The sequence below is a fragment of the Aminobacter sp. 01T433 genome (assembly GCF_056398585.1).
Window position 1 is genome coordinate 1 of sequence record NZ_JBFTPR010000019.1, and the last position, 15,724, is coordinate 15,724.

General features: G+C 62.5%; 14 protein-coding genes. 8 read left to right on the forward strand and 6 right to left on the reverse strand.

All coding sequences use genetic code 11. From position 1 onward, the window contains the following. Positions 1 to 606, forward strand: a 606-nt coding sequence (locus AC1DLV_RS24995) for an HAD family hydrolase (RefSeq protein WP_476802745.1), incomplete at its 5' end; no start/stop codon positions are given. Positions 607 to 1,339: 733 nt separating this feature from the next. Continuing rightward, positions 1,340 to 1,609, forward strand: a complete 270-nt coding sequence (locus tag AC1DLV_RS25000) for a hypothetical protein (protein ID WP_476836277.1) — start codon at positions 1,340 to 1,342, stop codon at positions 1,607 to 1,609. Here AC1DLV_RS25000 and AC1DLV_RS25005 read toward each other — a convergent pair. After that, positions 1,606 to 2,709 carry an AraC family transcriptional regulator gene (locus AC1DLV_RS25005; protein WP_476802747.1) on the reverse strand — a complete coding sequence of 368 codons (1,104 nt, stop codon included), beginning with the start codon at positions 2,707 to 2,709 and terminating at the stop codon, positions 1,606 to 1,608. The genes AC1DLV_RS25000 and AC1DLV_RS25005 overlap by 4 nt on opposite strands. Before the next feature lie 155 nt (positions 2,710 to 2,864). Here AC1DLV_RS25005 and AC1DLV_RS25010 point away from each other — a divergent pair, with 155 nt between their 5' ends. Beyond that, positions 2,865 to 4,370 (forward strand): DUF1254 domain-containing protein, encoded by a 1,506-nt coding sequence (locus AC1DLV_RS25010; protein ID WP_476802836.1) that lies wholly within the window; start codon positions 2,865 to 2,867, stop codon positions 4,368 to 4,370. Between the two features lie 558 nt (positions 4,371 to 4,928). Here AC1DLV_RS25010 and AC1DLV_RS25015 read toward each other — a convergent pair. Next, positions 4,929 to 6,098 (reverse strand): NAD(P)/FAD-dependent oxidoreductase, encoded by a 1,170-nt coding sequence (locus tag AC1DLV_RS25015; protein WP_476802748.1) that lies wholly within the window; start codon positions 6,096 to 6,098, stop codon positions 4,929 to 4,931. An 89-nt stretch (positions 6,099 to 6,187) separates the two neighbouring features. Here AC1DLV_RS25015 and AC1DLV_RS25020 point away from each other — a divergent pair, with 89 nt between their 5' ends. Next, positions 6,188 to 7,087 carry an HpcH/HpaI aldolase/citrate lyase family protein gene (locus tag AC1DLV_RS25020; protein WP_476802749.1) on the forward strand — a complete coding sequence of 300 codons (900 nt, stop codon included), beginning with the start codon at positions 6,188 to 6,190 and terminating at the stop codon, positions 7,085 to 7,087. Beyond that, entirely contained in the window at positions 7,084 to 7,293 is a 210-nt protein-coding gene (locus tag AC1DLV_RS25025; RefSeq protein ID WP_476802750.1) for a DUF1737 domain-containing protein, read from the forward strand. Before AC1DLV_RS25020 ends, AC1DLV_RS25025 begins: the two co-directional genes overlap by 4 nt. A 21-nt stretch (positions 7,294 to 7,314) precedes the next feature. On the opposite strand, the gene AC1DLV_RS25030 is transcribed toward AC1DLV_RS25025, so the two are convergent. Then, positions 7,315 to 7,737 carry a metallopeptidase family protein gene (locus AC1DLV_RS25030; RefSeq protein WP_109574121.1) on the reverse strand — a complete coding sequence of 141 codons (423 nt, stop codon included), beginning with the start codon at positions 7,735 to 7,737 and terminating at the stop codon, positions 7,315 to 7,317. 192 nt (positions 7,738 to 7,929) lie between these two features. Here AC1DLV_RS25030 and AC1DLV_RS25035 point away from each other — a divergent pair, with 192 nt between their 5' ends. Genes AC1DLV_RS25035 through AC1DLV_RS25045 form a run of 3 tightly spaced genes read left to right on the forward strand, consistent with a single transcriptional unit; the run spans position 7,930 to position 13,683 of the window. Further along, positions 7,930 to 8,922 carry an ImuA family protein gene (locus AC1DLV_RS25035; RefSeq protein ID WP_476802837.1) on the forward strand — a complete coding sequence of 331 codons (993 nt, stop codon included), beginning with the start codon at positions 7,930 to 7,932 and terminating at the stop codon, positions 8,920 to 8,922. Next, the gene (locus tag AC1DLV_RS25040; protein ID WP_476802751.1) at positions 8,864 to 10,333 is read left to right on the forward strand and encodes a Y-family DNA polymerase; all 1,470 of its coding nucleotides are present in this window, start codon (positions 8,864 to 8,866) and stop codon (positions 10,331 to 10,333) included. Before AC1DLV_RS25035 ends, AC1DLV_RS25040 begins: the two co-directional genes overlap by 59 nt. Beyond that, on the forward strand, positions 10,330 to 13,683 hold the full coding sequence (locus AC1DLV_RS25045; RefSeq protein ID WP_476802752.1) for an error-prone DNA polymerase: 3,354 nt from the start codon (positions 10,330 to 10,332) through the stop codon (positions 13,681 to 13,683). The genes AC1DLV_RS25040 and AC1DLV_RS25045 overlap by 4 nt, the downstream gene beginning before the upstream one ends. 14 nt (positions 13,684 to 13,697) lie before the next feature. On the opposite strand, the gene AC1DLV_RS25050 is transcribed toward AC1DLV_RS25045, so the two are convergent. From AC1DLV_RS25050 to trxA, 3 genes are read right to left on the reverse strand one after another with little or no spacing between them, the layout of a single operon-like run. Then, positions 13,698 to 13,928 carry a Trm112 family protein gene (locus tag AC1DLV_RS25050; protein ID WP_476802753.1) on the reverse strand — a complete coding sequence of 77 codons (231 nt, stop codon included), beginning with the start codon at positions 13,926 to 13,928 and terminating at the stop codon, positions 13,698 to 13,700. A 23-nt stretch (positions 13,929 to 13,951) separates the two neighbouring features. Further along, positions 13,952 to 14,623, reverse strand: a complete 672-nt coding sequence (locus tag AC1DLV_RS25055) for an LON peptidase substrate-binding domain-containing protein (protein ID WP_476802754.1) — start codon at positions 14,621 to 14,623, stop codon at positions 13,952 to 13,954. A 59-nt stretch (positions 14,624 to 14,682) separates the two neighbouring features. Further along, positions 14,683 to 15,651, reverse strand: coding sequence for a thioredoxin (gene trxA, locus AC1DLV_RS25060; RefSeq protein WP_476802755.1), 969 nt, complete (start codon positions 15,649 to 15,651; stop codon positions 14,683 to 14,685). Between the last annotated feature and the right edge of the window lie 73 nt (positions 15,652 to 15,724).

The following is a 15,724-nucleotide window of genomic DNA, read 5'->3' on the forward strand; positions in this document are numbered from 1 at the left end:
GCGACGCACGCCGGGATGACCAGCGACGAGTTCCAAAAGATCGTTACCGATTGGATCGCGACCGCGCGTGATGGTCGGTTCAAGCGCCCCTACACCGAACTCGTCTACCAGCCGATGCTCGAATTGCTCGCCTATCTACGCGCCAACGGCTTCAAGACATTCATCGTCTCGGGCGGCGGCATAGAGTTCATGCGTCCCTGGTCCGAAAAGGTCTACGGCGTTCCACCGGAGCAGGTTGTCGGGTCGTCGATCAAGACGAGATTCGAGATGAAGGACGGTGCGCCAACTCTGTTTCGGCTGCCTGAGGTCAACTTTATCGACGACAAAACTGGCAAGCCGGTCGGCATCAACGAGCAGATCGGCCGCCGCCCGATCGCGGCCTTCGGCAACTCGGACGGTGACCTCGAAATGCTGCAATGGACGACGCTCACCGATGGTCCACGGTTCGGCTTGATAGTTCACCACACTGATGCCGAGCGCGAATATGCCTACGACCGAAAAAGCGAATTCGGTCACCTGGACAAGGCGCTCGATGCCGCCGCTGTCAACAATTGGACGGTCGTGGACATGAAGTCCGACTGGAAACAGATATTTCCGGGAAAATAGAGCCGGCGAGCATGATTGCTCGCATTCCGTGGACGGAAGGAGAATTCCAATGAACGTTGATCGCATCACGGACGACCACCAGCTGGGTCGCCAGAGATGTCTGCTCTGCGCCAATGGCAAAACTAGCATCTGCGACCCCATTGGGACGCAAGTGCGACGTCGATAGTGGTCGCAATGTCTGTTTTCAGGCAGTAGCAACAGTCACCTTAACGACCGCAATGGGGCGTTGCTGACATTCGAAATGGCTGGAAACGAAGGTCTTTGATGGGGCAATTTTTGAAACAGACGCCGGCCTACCGTGGACAAACGCTCGATGTCTGCGTCCCCAACCCATTGTTCCCGCTCATCTTTCAAAAAAACTTTCACCCGATTTATCCACGCCTCCAAAAGCCGGCTTAAGATCAGCCCATCTCCCTCAAGGGAAACCTGGTGCGCACCGGGTATCAGGTGAGGGGGACGGTGTCTTGGCCGGCGGCGCTGACGGTGGCGTTGCTGGGTGATGAGCCCCCAGGCCGAGGCCCTGCCAGCCGTTACGCGAAAATGCGTTGAACGGCACAAGGGTGGGGCAAGAGCACCGGCGGACGCATGGTGGCGTGCCGCATTCAGAATACTGAAGAAGGCGCGCCCCATGCGTCGGCTTCCCCTGACAAATCCGGCTGGTTCGCCAGGCCGGCGGTTTTCGTGCGCGCTCCCCCCAGCAAGAAGGTGTTTTGACATGAAACGACCAAGGCGAATGGACGACCGCCAAAGCATCATCGACGAGCGGCTGCCTTATACGGTGCGCAAAGTCGCAGGCCTTGCCGTGCGCATTGCCGCCACCCGCGACGGGGCGGCCTTGCGCTGCGCGCGGCGTGCCTGCCGCAAGGACCAATGCTGCCGCGCCGATCTCTACGGTTCCGAAGGCGCCCGCTGCACCGGCCGCCCCTCGGTCAAGGCAGCGTCCGAAGTCGAAGCGATGATGACCTTCCTCGCCGCCCTGTCGATGGGGGCCGTCGAGGTTTAGGCCTGCCGAAGGGCGAGGGCGGCGCTTACTCCGAAATGGTCTTCACGACTGTCGCGGCATGGATCCCCGGGATCTCCGCACTCGCTTTCGCTCGGCAGCGTTTGCCGAAGCGCGCTCGGATTGAAGCCGGTGGCGCTGCGAAAGGCGCGGCTGAAATTGGCTGGCGTGGAATAACCAAGCTCCGCGGCAATGCGGGTGATCGAGACATCCGTGTGCCGGAGCAGTTCATCGGCGCGCCGCGCCCGGGCAACATTGGCCAAGGAGCGAAAAGCCGATCCCTCGCCATTCAGCTCGCGCTGCAGGGTGCGGATGCTGATGCCCATCGCGCGGGCGGTGCTGTCGATGGAGATCGAGCCGCCGCGGACCTGAAGGCGGATATGTTCCGAGATCACGCCAAGTGTATCGCGTGGGGCAGCGCCGCGCCGATCACGCGCCACGTCGGCTATGGTGATAACAGGCGCTGCGGCTGGCGCAGCGCCGCGCGCGGTGAGGCAGCCCCGGTCGAATACGACGGCCAATGTCGGTGCATTGAAGACGACAGGGCAGTGGAACATGTCCTCGAAAGGCGCGGTGTGGCGCGGCCGCGGGATATCGAGCTCGATCCTGAGCGGCCGCCAGTTTTCGGACAGGAAGTGCCGGCAAACGCTAGACAGCGCGCCTGCCGCGACATTGGCGGCATGATCGTAGCCGGGGCGGCCAGCAAGCGCGAAGCCATAGCTGAAGCGCGCCTCGTCGCCACGGGTGACAAGGGCCATCGTATCGCCGGTGGAGTGGTAGGCGAGGGCTTCGATTGCCCGTTTGAACGCCGCGCCGAGCGTGTCGGCGGCGTAGATATATTGCCCATACATGCCGTAGTTGGCGACATCCATCTGCGGGGACATCAGCAAGCCGAAATTGGCCTCGCCGGCAACCCGCGCCGCCGTGTCGATCAGCCTCAAGCCCGCCGCTTGGGGGATGAAGCAGCTCTCGCCTTCGATCACTTCGAGGTCGACGCCGGCGGCGCGGACAGCCCGAGCCAGCGTCCGCTCGCCAAGCTCGCGCCGGATCAGCTGCGGCAGACCGTGCAAGGTGAGATTCGAAATGACCGGGGTCGTAGGCATTCGGCTACCCTCGAAGCATTTCTTCAGACTTGGCGCAAAATGAGTGGTGGCGCAACGCCGTGGCGGCCCAATAATGCATCTGTCGCGATTGACGACCTTAGGGAAGGCGACCCACAGTTGCAGTGGCCATTGGCGAGGAGAAGACAATCATGCGCATGACGAGACTGCTTTGTGCAACCGCTGCGGTGGTCCTAATGGGCTTGGGGGCCGCTTCCGCCGATACGGCGCCGAAGATGGCAACGCCGATACCGGATTCGATCATCACGCCGCAGACCTTGGACACCAGGCTTGGCAAGCTGAACTTTTTCGATGGCTTCCCGGATGAAGCCACTTCGGAGAAGATCTACGACAATCTCGATTTCATGCGTGGCGTCGACGCCTTTCTCAATGCCATGCCCGGTGCATCCGCCGAAGCTATCCGGATTGGCATCGCCAGTCAGGGCGCCGACGACAACCAATCCATCCTGATCTTCGAAAACCTCATGGACTCGCATTCGTTGTTCCTGACCGGCAACACCGAAAGCATCTACAATCTCATGTGGCTGGACACCAAGGCAGGCCCGCTGGTCATCGAAACACCCCCCAATATCCTGGGCATGGTCGACAACCACTGGTTCGAATATGTCGGCGATGTCGGCAATGCCGGCCCCGACAAGGGCAAGGGTGGAAAGTACCTGCTGTTGCCACCGGGCTATGAGGGCGAGATACCTGAAGGCTATTTCGTGCTCCGAACCGCGACTTACGGAAACCTGTTCTTCTGGCGCGGCTTCCTCGAAAATGGCAGCACCGCGACTGCGGTCGAAAACACCAAGAAGTTCGCCAAGGTCTATCTTCTTTCGGACGCCGGCAACCCGCCGCCGATGAAGATCATCAATTCCTCGGGCAAGGAGTACAACACCATCCATGCCAATGATTTCCATTTCTACGAGGAAGTGAACAACATCGTCCAATACGAGCCGAACGAGGCCTATCACCCGGAAGTGCTGGGACAGCTCGCCTCAATCGGCATCGAAAAGGGCAAACCCTTCGCACCCGACGAGCGGATGAAGAAGATCCTCACCGAAGCTGTGGCCGTCGGCAACGCGACGGCGCGCACCATCACCTTCAAGACCCGCATGAAGGACGCGTATTATTATCCCGACAGTGCCTGGTTCACCGGCTTTGTCGGCGGCAGCTACGAGTTTCTTCTGCAGCCCGGCGTTCGCTATCTGGATGCCCGCGTCCTGTTTCACTACTATGCGACGGGTGTCACACCGGCCATGGCGATAAAGCGTGTCGGCATCGGTTCGCAATACGCCGGTGCCACGACCGACAAGGACGGCAAGCCGTTCGATGGCGGCAAGACCTACAAGGTGCACCTGCCGCCAAACATTCCGGCAAAGGAATTCTGGTCGTTCGTTGTCTACGACAATCAGACCCGATCGATGCTGCAGACAGACCAGCAATTTCCCAGCATTGGCAGCGACAAGAAAGACATTGTGATCAACGCGGACTCCTCCGTCGATGTCTGGTTCGGCCCGACAGCGCCAGAAGGCCATGAGGCCAACTGGGTCCAGACAATTCCTGGCAAGGGTTGGAACGTTCTTCTTCGCCTCTATGGCCCCCTGGAGTCATGGTTCGACAAGACGTGGAAGCCGGGCGAGTTCGAACTCGACAGATAGGCAACGCGGACGACAACGCTTTGTCGGGCAAATCCGGGGGCACTCGGCCCCAGAGCAGACTGGATCGATTTGGCTGAGAGATGGCTGCCAGCGTGGCAGCCATCTAGTTGCTGCTTAGCCGGTATGTCCGGAAAGGGACAATTCCCGGCACAGACACTATCGTGGACAAATTCTTCGTCCATCGCTCCCAACCCATTGTTTCCGCTCACTTTTCAAAAAAACTTTCGTCCAATTTATCCACGCCTCCAAAAGCCGGCTTAAGATCAGCCCATCTCCCTCGAGGGAAACTTGGTGCGCACCGGGTATCAGGTGAGGGGGACGGTGTCTTGGCCGGCGGCGCTGACGCAGCATCCGAAGTCGAAGCAATGATGACCTTCCTCGCCGCCCTGTCGATGGGGCCGTGGAGGTTTAGGGGCTGGCAGGCCCCTCATCCCCCTGCCGGGACCTTCTCCCCGCAGGCGGGGCGAAGGAGGCTGGCCGCAACGCTGACGTCCCCCCTCTCCCTGTCCTTCACGGGGAGAGGGTAAGGGTGAGGGGCAAGATCGACTGGAAACGAGGCTAGATCACATTCAATTCCCGAAACGCCCGGCCCTCGGCAATGCGCTGGTAGCCGAAGGCGGAGCAGTCGATGGTGCGGTAGCCGCCATGGACCAGAAGCTCGGCCAGCGCCTTGCCCACCGCCGGCGCCTGCTGCAGGCCGTGGCCGGAAAAGCCATTGGCGAAGATGAAGTTTGTAACCTCGGGATGCGGGCCGATGACGGCGTTCTGGTCGAGCGCGTTGTAGTCGTAGTGCCCGACCCAGGCCTGCGTCGCCTTGATCGCCTCGAAGGCCGGCACGCGTGTCGCCAAAGCCGGCCAGATCACCTCTTCGAACAGCCCCCAGTCGGGGTTGAAATCGGTTGGATCAGCCGCCTGCTCGCCGTCCTCGCACTCGGCGCCGCCCGTGATGTAGACTGAACCCTCGGGGCGGACATAGACGCCGGAGGGGTCGACCATCAGCGGCATGTCGGCGAACTTGTCGCGCGCCTCGAAGACAAAGACGTTGCGCTTGCGCGGCTCGACCGGCAGCGCGATGGAGGCCATGGCCGAGACCTTGCCGGCGTTGGGCCCGGCCGCGTTGAACACCGTGCCCGCCTCCAGCCGCTCGCCATTGGCAAGGGTTACGGCGGTGACGCGGTTGCCCTCACGCTCGATGCCGGCGACCTCGGCGGTGATCAGGTCGACGTTTTTGGTTTTCAGCGCCTTGCGGAACAGGCCGAGCATGGCATGCGCGTCGAACCAGCCTTCGCCTGTGCGGCCATAGGCGCCGGCGGAAATGCCCTCGGTCGAGATCCACGAAAAGCGTTTTGCCAGTTGTTCGGCGTCCTCGAGCACGATGTCCGCACCTTCGGCCATCTGCGCCTCGTGGTTCGCCTTGAGGATCGGAAAACCGTTTTCACCGGCGAGGATCAGGTAACCGCCCTCGCGGAAGCCGATGTCGGCGTCGGGACCGAACTCGTCCTTGAGGCGCCTGAACAGGGAAAGCGTGAACTGCGACAGGCGGATGTTTTCGGGGATCGAGAATTGCTGACGGATCGAGGCGCAAGACAGCGTGGTCGCCGCATGGGCAAATTGCGGGTCGCGCTCGATCAGCGCGATCGAGCCGGTAAAACCCTCCTCGCGCAGATAGTAGGCGATCGAACTGCCGACGATCGCGCCGCCTGTGATGACCACGTCGTAGCGTGCCATGGAGTGTTCCCGTTCATTGATGGTGGAGCAGTTACGCCACCACCCCACAAGACCTTGCAAGGGCCAGCGTTGCCGGGCAAGAAGACCAGATGTCACATTCTGTCTCGCGCCCGCGCCGTTCGGTGCTTTATGTGCCCGCCACCAACGAAAAGGCGTTGGCCAAGCTCTCCTCGCTTGCCTGCGACGCCGTCATCCTCGACCTCGAAGACGCGGTGCTGCCGCAGGAGAAGGTTTTGGCGCGCCAAAGGCTCGGCCAGTTCCTCGCCCAGCGTGGGCCAGGCAAGCGTGAATTCGTCGTGCGCATCAATGCGCTGTCGAGCGAGTGGGGTGCTGACGACCTTGCGGCTGCGAGCGTATGGAATGTCGATGGCGTGCTGTTGCCCAAGGTCGCCACCCCGCGCGACATATTGGAAGCCGGCGACGTGCTCGACGACGCTGATGCGCCCGACGAGATGAAGCTGTGGGCGATGGTCGAGACGCCGCGCGCGCTGATCAATATCGGCGCCATCGCCGAACTTGGCCGCGATCCGGCCTCGCGGCTCGCCTGCCTGGTTGCCGGCACCAACGACATTGTCAAGGAAACCGGCGTTCTGATGACGCCCGACCGGCGCTACCTCATGCCCTGGCTGATGCAGATGGTGCTTGCCGCGCGTGCCGGCGGCCTCGACATGCTCGACGGCGTGTCCAACGATTTCCGCGATCTCGACGCTTTCGTGCATGACTGCGCCGAGGCATCCGCCATGGGTTTCGACGGCAAGACCGTCATCCATCCCGCCCAGATCGAAGGCGCCAACGCGGCCTTTTCGCCGTCGGTCGAAGCCCTTGCCGAAGCGCGCGCCATTGCGGACGCCTTCGCGCTTCCCGAAAACGCCTCGCGCGGTGTAATCTCGCTTGGTGGCAAGATGGTCGAGCGGCTGCATCTGGTCCAGGCCGAGAAGGTACTGGCTCGTGCGGCGATGATCGCTGAAATGACGGGAGACGAAAAATGAAACTCTACCGCTTCCTGACCGGCCCCGACGACGCCACCTTCTGCCACAAGGTCACCGCTGCCGTGAACAAGGGCTGGCACCTGTTCGGCTCGCCGACCTATGCCTTCGACACCGAAACCAAGACCATGCGCTGCGGCCAGGCCGTGGTGAAGGATGTCGAAGGCCACGACTACGAGGCCGGCGTCACCAAGCTCAGCGATTTTTGATCTTTTCGGGGGGCTGCCGCGCTATTCGGCGGCTTCCTCCAGCCTTTCCATGTCCTCGTCGGAAAGGCCGAAATGGTGCCCGATCTCATGGATCAGCACATGGGTGACGATGTCGCCCAGCGTCTCCTCGTTCTCGGACCAGTAGTCGAGAATGGCGCGGCGGTAGAGTGTCACGCGATTGGGGCCTTCGCCGGTCTGCGGGTTCCAGCGCTCGGCGATGCCGCGCCCCTCGAACAGGCCGAGCAGGTCGAAAGGCGTTTCCAGCGACAGGTCGTCCATGATCTCGTCGGTGGGGAATTCCGCCATCTGGATAACGACCTCGCCGGTCAGCTGGCGAAACTCCTCCGGCAGATGCGCATAGGCTTCGAGCGCCAGCAACTCCATCTCCTCGATCGAAGGCGAAAGCTGGTCGTGCCAGGCGCGGGTTTTGTAGATACGGGCCATTATTCTTCCTTTTGAGGGCATATAGCCGTTCACCGCAGCGCTTACGAGGCTTTTGCCGCCGAGCCGATAAATAAGCGGTGAGCAGCTCTTTCTGGGAGAGGAATAAATTCCCCATGAATCGGCTTGACTCTCATGGGCGGCTCTGGAATCTATAAGAACATAACAGGAACAACTAATCGAAGGCAGATCGACATGGCAACCAGCGCCGTGGCGCGGGACGTCGTTTTTGCCCTGCGTCAGAAAATAGCGAAAATCGAAGGCACGCTGCCCGAGCTGCTGGTGTCGCCCCCCGACAGCCCGGCGCCTTCAGGCATGCTGGTCCGTCGCAACGGCGTTGCCTCGGCGCGCGACCTCTTATTGCCGACCGGCGTCGAGCGGTTCGACGAAACCCTGGGCGGCGGGCTGCCGAAAGCGGCGCTGACTGAAATCCATGGCACCCAAACGCGCAATGCGGGGGCTGCCGCGGGCCTGGCTCTTTGTCTTGTCAGCCTCATGCTCAAGGCCTGCCGGAAACCGGGCGCGCTGGTGCTGTGGATCGGCACCGCGGAAATCTTCAGGGAGGCCGGGCTTCCTTATGCGGCGGGCCTGGAATGGCTTTTCGGCCTTGCGCCGGATCGCCTGCTTATTGCCGAAGCGCCCAAGCCGACGGATGCGCTGTGGATCGCAGAGGAAGCCGCCGGCATCGACGAGATTGCCACCGTCATTGTCGAGTTGCGCGGCAATCCGCGCGGGCTGGATCTCACAGCGACACGACGGCTCCACCGTCGCGCCCAGGAGGCCGGCCGGCCGGTGCTCCTGTTGCGCCAGTCGGCCGAGCCGGAACCGACCGCAGCACCCGTCCGGCTCATCGCCTCGCCGGCGCCAGCCTCGCTTCGGCGTACGATCGCTGGTCCGCTCGCCGGTTCCATCGGCCCGCCCGCCGTCACTGTCGAAATCGGCAAGAGCCGCGCCGCACTTGCCGGCAAATTCATTCTGGAATGGAACCCAAATGCACACACCTTCGAAGAAAGAAGAGACGGCCCAGAGAATCGTGTCGCTGTGGTTTCCCCATCTCGCGGCCGAACGGATCCTGCGGCGGCGGCTGGGACGGTCCTGGCGTTCAGGCCCGCGGCCGAGCCAACCCCTGGTGATCAGCCACCGGGAGAACAACGCCCAGCGCATAGCCGCCCTCGACGAGCAGGCTGAAGCGCGCAGGCTGAGGCCGGGCATGGGCATCGCCGAGGCGCGTGCCATGCATCCTGACATCGACATCGTCGAGGCCGATCCCGAGGCTGACCGCCGGCTGCTCGAAAGCCTCGCCGACTGGTGCGACCGCTACACGCCGCTTGTCGCGCTCGACGGCGAAAACGGACTGTTCCTCGACATCACCGGCTGTACCCATCTCTTTGGCGGCGAAAAAGCCCTGCTCGCCGACCTGATGGCACGGTTTTTCCACCAGGGCTTTGATGTCCGTGCAGGTCTTGCCTCCACGCCGGGAGCGGCATGGGCTGCGGCGCATTTTGCCGCCGGCCAAATCATTGCGCCTGGCGGCGAGCGCAACTTCTTCGCCCGCCTGCCGCTATCGGCGCTGCGGCTTGATCCGAAAACGAAGACAAGCCTCGAAAGTGTCGGGCTGCGCACCGTCGGCGCGATCATGGATGGACCGCGCGCGCCGCTTGTCCGGCGTTTCGGCGCAACACTCATCGAGCGGCTCGACCAGGGCCTTGGACATCTGGAGGAGGCGGTTTCGCCGCGCCTGCCGGTGGCGCCCCTTTCGGTCGAGCGGCATCTCGCCGACCCGCTTTCGCTGATCGAAGATGTCGAGCGGCTGGTCGGCCTGCTTGCCGCGACACTCAAGGTCGATCTCGAGCGTCGCGAGGAAGGTGCGCGCACGCTTGAGCTTTTGCTGTTCAGGGTCGACGGCATGGTCAGCCGCATCACAGTCGGGGCCTCGCGGCCGATCCGTGAAGCTGGGCTGGTGCGAAAGCTGTTTCATGAACGGCTGACCGCGCTTGGTGAGACCATCGATGCCGGCTGCGGCTTCGATCTCGTCCGCCTGTCGGCACTTTCGACAGCGCGTTTCGATGCGCGACAGGGCGATCTTGCCGGCGAGATCGAAGATGATGGAGAGGGGTTGGCGATCTTTGCCGACCGCGTGACGGCCCGGCTCGGCGAGGCCGCCGTCCTCGAACCTGTTCCCGCTGAAAGCCATCTGCCGGAACGTGCTGCTGCTGTCGTTTCTTATGCGCAGGAGGAAAACAGGAAGGCAGTCGCAAAACCTGGCAAGGCGCGGCGTAGCCCGGTCAGTCAGTCCGGCCGGCTGGAGCGCCCTATCCGCCTGTTCCGCTCGCCTGAGCCCATCGACGTTCCGTTGACCGAGGTGCCCGATGGTCCGCCACCGCATTTCCGCTGGCGTCGTGCCTTGCATCGCGTGGCGCGTGCCGAGGGGCCGGAACGCATTGCGCCCGAATGGTGGCGCGAAGGAAATGAGGCGCCAACGCGGGATTATTACCGGGTCGAAGATGCCGATGGCCGCCGCTACTGGCTCTACCGGCAGGGTCTTTACGGCGCGCAAGCAACGGCGCCGCGCTGGTTCCTGCATGGGGTTTTTGCATGAACATGGTCGCCGCCACGAATTACGCTGAATTCGGCATCCAGTCGAATTTCTCCTTCCTGCGCGGCGCCTCCGCACCGGAAGAGCTGGTGATCGCGGCGAAGTTTCTGGGACTTTCGGCGATCGGCCTTGCCGACTGCAACACTGTTGCGGGCACCGTACGCGCCTGGAAGATGGCCGAGACGGAAGGGCTTGCCTACCATCCCGGCTGCCGGCTGGTTTTTGCGGATGGCACGCCCGACATTCTTGCCTATCCTAGAGATCGCAAGGGCTGGGGCCATCTGTGCCGCATGCTCACCCAGGCCAATACCCGGCCTGAAAGCGAAAAGGGCGCGCCGCTTCTCTACCGGGAGGACCTTTTCGAGTGGGGTGATTTTCTATCGCTCGCCGTCCTGGCAGACGTTGCGGTTGCCTCGGAAGACGATGTCGCGCTTCTGCGGAGCCTCAAGGAACGTTTTGGTGCCTCCTTGTGGCTTGCGGTCGCTCCGGATTTCGGCGGTAATGATCGTTTCAGGATCGAGCAGGCGGCGGCCATGGCGGCGATCACTGGCCTGCCGCTGATGGCGACCAATGATGCGCTCTACCACGCGCCGACCCAGCGCCCGCTGCATGACGTTTTGACGGCAATCCGCCTCAATGTGCCGGTCACCGAGGCTGGCTTCGAACTCAAGGCGAATGCCGAGCGCCACCTGAAAGGGCCTGCCGATATGAGCCGGCTTTTTAGACGACATCCCGAGGCCCTGGCCGAGACGCTGCGGTTCGCCGAAAGCCTGCATTTTTCGCTGAAGGAACTCAAATACAACTATCCCGACGAGCCGACGGAATCGGGTCTTGAACCACAGGCAGAACTGGAAAGGCTGACCTGGGAAGGGGCTAAAAAACGCTATCCGGATGGTGTTCCGGAGAAGGTGCAAGGCATCATCCGGCACGAGCTCGGCATCGTCGAGGAGCTCAACTATGCCCGCTATTTCCTCACAGTCCACGACATCGTCCAGTTCGCCCGGTCGGAAGGTATCCTGTGCCAGGGGCGCGGGTCAGCGGCCAATTCCGTCATCTGCTTCTGCATCGGCATCACCGATGTCGGACCCGATATCGTCGATGTCCTGTTCGAGCGCTTCATCTCGGTCGAGCGTGGCGAGCCGCCCGACATCGACGTCGACTTCGAGCACGAACGGCGCAGCGAGGTGATCGAGTTCATCTACAAAAAATACAGCGCCAAACGCACCGCGCTCGCCGCTTCCGTTGTCACCTATCGCGGCCGCTCGGCATTGCGCGAGGTCGCCAAGGCGATGGGCCTGTCGGATGATGTCAGGGGGGCTTTGTCGGGCTCGATCTGGGGCTGGTATTCATCCGAGCTTGGCGAGAAGGAAACGGCAGCCGGTGGGCTCGACAAGGCCGATCCGCTGACCAGGCATGTGATCGAACATGCTAACGGCATCATGGGTTTTCCGCGTCATCTGTCCCAGCATGTCGGCGGCTTCGTCATCACCCGCGACCGGCTCGACGAGATCGTGCCGATCGTCAAGACGGCGATGGACGAGCGCAAGATGGTCGAGTGGGACAAGGACGACCTCGATGCCGTGGGCATATTGAAGGTCGATATCCTGGCGCTCGGCATGCTGACTTGCCTGCGAAAGGCCTTCGACCTGCTCGAAGCGCATTACGACGAGCGCGACCCGCATGATCGGCCTTACACGCTGGCGACGCTGCCGCCGGAGGACCCAAGGGTCTACGACATGATCTGCCGCGCCGACACGCTCGGCGTCTTCCAGATCGAAAGCCGGGCGCAGATGTCGATGCTGCCGCGCCTGCGGCCGCGCGAATTCTATGATCTCGTCATCGAGGTGGCGATCGTCCGGCCCGGCCCGATCCAGGGTGACATGGTGCATCCTTATCTTCGCCGCAGGATGGGCAAGGAAAAGGTCGAGTTCCCCAAAAAGGAACTTGAGGAGATACTGGGTAAAACGAAGGGCGTGCCGCTGTTTCAGGAACAGGCGATGAAGATCGCCATCGTTGCCGGCGGCTTCTCGCCGGGTGAGGCCGACAAGCTGCGCCGCGCCATGGCGACCTTCAAGCGCACCGGCACCATCGGCAATTACCGCGACCGGATGGTGGATGGCATGGTTTCGCGTGGTTACGAGCGCGACTTCGCCGAGCGCTGCTTCAAGCAGATCGAGGGCTTTGGCGAATACGGTTTTCCCGAAAGCCATGCCGCGGCCTTCGCGCTGCTCGTCTACGCCTCCTGCTGGTTCAAGGCCTACTACCCCGACGTGTTCTGTGCCGCGATCCTGAACTCGCAGCCGATGGGCTTTTACCGGCCGGCACAGCTGGTCCGCGATGCCGAGGACCATGGCGTCCAAATCCATGCCGTCGATATCAACCACTCCGATTGGGACTGCATGCTCGAACGCTCCGGTTTCGATCCCAAGCGAATCCGTGCCCGCCACGCCGAAATGCGCGATGTCATCAAGACCAGCCATGCCGTCCGGCTGGGCTTCCGCCAGATCAAAGGTCTCGGCGAAAAGAAGATGGAAACTTTCGTTGCGCGGCGCGGTAAGGGTTACATCTCGGTGCGCGATGTCTGGCTGCGTTCGGGGCTCGATGTCGGCGAGATCGAACTGCTCGCCCAGGCCGATGCCTTTCGCTCGATCGGCCTCGACCGGCGCGAGGCTTTATGGGCAGTGCGTGCGCTCGACGGCAAGAGTGCCGCCGAAATGTTGCCTTTGTTCGACCAGCCGGAGGTCCAACTGCCCGACAACGAGCCACAGATGTATCTGCCCGCCATGCCGCTTGGCGAGCATGTCATCCACGACTACCGTTCGCTCGGTCTTTCGCTGAAGGCGCATCCGGTGGTTTTCCTCAGGCAGAGATTGGACAAGGCCGGTATCACCCCGAACGGCCGACTTCCCTCCGTGCCGGACGGCAGGCGCGTCTCGGTGGCAGGGCTGGTGCTGGTTCGCCAGCGTCCCGGCAAGGGCAATGCGATCTTCCTGACGCTTGAGGACGAAAATTCGGTCGCCAACGTCATCGTCTGGGCGCGGGTCTTCGAGCGCTTCCGCGCTGTGATCATGGGATCGAAGTTCATCCGCGTCAGCGGCAAGCTGCAGACGGAATCGGGCGTGATCCACATCGTCGCCGACGAGATGGAGGACCTGACGCACTGGCTCGCCGCCATGTCGGAAGAGATGCAAATGTCAGCCGATGAAAAAGCACAAGCTTCACCTGTCCAGGCGAGCGGTACCAGGCAAAGCGCTGCCGACAAGGCCACCAAGGACCCGCGTGTCGTTCAAAGCTACGAGAGGCTTGCGCGCAAGGCCAGCAGCGTCATGCCCAAGGGGCGCAATTTCCAATGACGGGAGGTGCGAGATCAATCCGTAGGCGAGGTTTTTTTGGGTGCGGCCTCCGTGTCGAGAATTTGCCTGGCCTCGGAAGGCAGCATGACCGGAATACCGTCACGGACGGGATAGGCGAGGCGTGCGAGCCGGGACACCAGTTCGCCGCGTTCGGCGTCCCAGGTCAGCGGTCCCTTGGTCAGCGGACAGGCGAGCAATTCGAGCAGCTTGACGTCGATGTCGCGCTTGTTGGTGGTTTCAACCATCATTGCTCTCCAGCTGGCCCGACCTATTGCAGGCTCGAACCAAACTCGTCGTTTTCGCGCGCCAGCGCCATTTCGGTGATGGCGATCAGCGTCTCGGCGCGGGTCTTGAGATCGGGCGCTTCAAGCAGTGCCTGCTTTTCGGCGGCACCATATGGCGCCATCATCGATAGCGCATTGACCAGGATGGCATTGTCGGCGCGGCTGACGCTTTCCCAATCGGCCTCAAGCTCGTTGGCCTGCAGGTACGTACGAAAGGCCCTGAGCAGCGCTGGCCGGTCGACTTCCGCACCGGCCTTGTCCTCGGCGAGGTCGGCGGCGAAAGAGGTGATCTTGCATTGCCTGAACGGCGTCTTGACCATCAGTTCCTGGGCGACGCGGAAGCGGCACACGCCCTGCAGCGAAATCAGGTAGCGGCCGTCGCCGGTCTCGGAAAGCGAGGTGATGCGGCCGATGCAGCCGACGGGGCATAAGGACGGCTCGCCGTCGGGACGCAGCGTGCCGTCGAGCGAAGGCTGGATCATGCCGATCAGCCGGGACCCGGCCATCGCATTGTCGATCATCTGGAGATAACGCGGCTCGAAGATGTTGAGCGGCATGCGCCCACCCGGCAGCAGCAGCGCTCCCGTCAGCGGGAATACCGCCAATGTCGTCGGCAGATCGCTGTCGAGCCGGTAATGCGCGTTTCCTGCCTGCATCTTGTCCTCAGCTGGCTGCGGCCGTTGCGGTCAAACGCAAGGCCGCAGCAATACTGCTGTCACGAAAACAGCAGCGACGACAGCTTGCGCCGCGTGGCGAGCGTCACTTCGTTGGTAAACCCCCAGGCTTCGAAAAGCTTGAGCAATTGCGCTCTTGCGCCATCGTCGTTCCAGGTCCGGTCCGCCTTGACGATGGCAAGCAAGTTGTCGGCCGCTTCGGCGCGCTGGCCGTTGGCGTTCTGGATCATGGCCAGGTCGAAACGCGTCTGATGGTCTCCAGGATCTTGCGCCAGCTTGCGTTCGAGCTCGGCGGAATCGCCAAGTTCTGCCGCTTCTTCGGCAAGCGCGATCTTGGCGCGGACCGAAACAAGTGCTGCGGCGGATTTCTTGTCTTCCGGCGCACGCGCCAGCACCTCGTTTGCGCCAGCCGCATCGCCCGCCTCAAACAGAATATCGGCAAGTGCTGCGATCGCGTCGACATTGTCGGGCGCCTGTTCCAACACGGCATCATAGATCTGTGCCGCCGTCTGCAGGTCGCCGGCGTCGCGCGCTTCGGCCGCCGCCGCGAGCGCCTCGGCGATTTGCGGCGCCCCGCCATCCTTGCCTGCGATCTTGTCGATGAAGTCGCGGATCTGGCTCTCGGGCACCGCACCCATGAAGCCGTCGACCGGCTGGCCGTTCTTGAAGGCGATAACAGCAGGGATCGACTGGATGCCGAGCTGGCCGGCAATCGCCGGATGATCGTCGATGTTCATCTTGACCAGCTTCACCCGCCCGCCGGCGGACTGGACGACGCGCTCGATCACCGGGGTCAGCTGCTTGCATGGGCCGCACCAGGGCGCCCAGAAGTCGACCAGTACCGGCTGGTTGCGCGATTCCTGTATGACGTCGACAGCGAAGCCAGCGGTCGTCGTGTCCTTGATGAGATCGGCCGCCGGTGCAGCGCCATTGGCGGGTGCCGCGCCATACTGCACGTTGGTGGCGTACTGGCTGCTCATGCCGCCGAAGGGATTGCTTTCGTTGCTCATCTTCACTCTTCCGGTATGTCGTTCTCGCATGCGACTTGTTCGGCCGCGCGGCTGTCAGGCAACCATGTGGCGA

Coding starts and splice junctions, on each gene's coding strand:
- AC1DLV_RS25000 (WP_476836277.1), top strand. CDS start 1,340: ATGGACGACCGCCAAAGCATCATCGACGAGCGGCTGCCTTATACGGTG.
- AC1DLV_RS25005 (WP_476802747.1), bottom strand. CDS start 2,709: ATGCCTACGACCCCGGTCATTTCGAATCTCACCTTGCACGGTCTGCCG.
- AC1DLV_RS25010 (WP_476802836.1), top strand. CDS start 2,865: ATGACGAGACTGCTTTGTGCAACCGCTGCGGTGGTCCTAATGGGCTTG.
- AC1DLV_RS25015 (WP_476802748.1), bottom strand. CDS start 6,098: ATGGCACGCTACGACGTGGTCATCACAGGCGGCGCGATCGTCGGCAGT.
- AC1DLV_RS25020 (WP_476802749.1), top strand. CDS start 6,188: ATGTCACATTCTGTCTCGCGCCCGCGCCGTTCGGTGCTTTATGTGCCC.
- AC1DLV_RS25025 (WP_476802750.1), top strand. CDS start 7,084: ATGAAACTCTACCGCTTCCTGACCGGCCCCGACGACGCCACCTTCTGC.
- AC1DLV_RS25030 (WP_109574121.1), bottom strand. CDS start 7,737: ATGGCCCGTATCTACAAAACCCGCGCCTGGCACGACCAGCTTTCGCCT.
- AC1DLV_RS25035 (WP_476802837.1), top strand. CDS start 7,930: ATGGCAACCAGCGCCGTGGCGCGGGACGTCGTTTTTGCCCTGCGTCAG.
- AC1DLV_RS25045 (WP_476802752.1), top strand. CDS start 10,330: ATGAACATGGTCGCCGCCACGAATTACGCTGAATTCGGCATCCAGTCG.
- AC1DLV_RS25050 (WP_476802753.1), bottom strand. CDS start 13,928: ATGGTTGAAACCACCAACAAGCGCGACATCGACGTCAAGCTGCTCGAA.
- AC1DLV_RS25055 (WP_476802754.1), bottom strand. CDS start 14,623: ATGCAGGCAGGAAACGCGCATTACCGGCTCGACAGCGATCTGCCGACG.
- trxA (WP_476802755.1), bottom strand. CDS start 15,651: ATGAGCAACGAAAGCAATCCCTTCGGCGGCATGAGCAGCCAGTACGCC.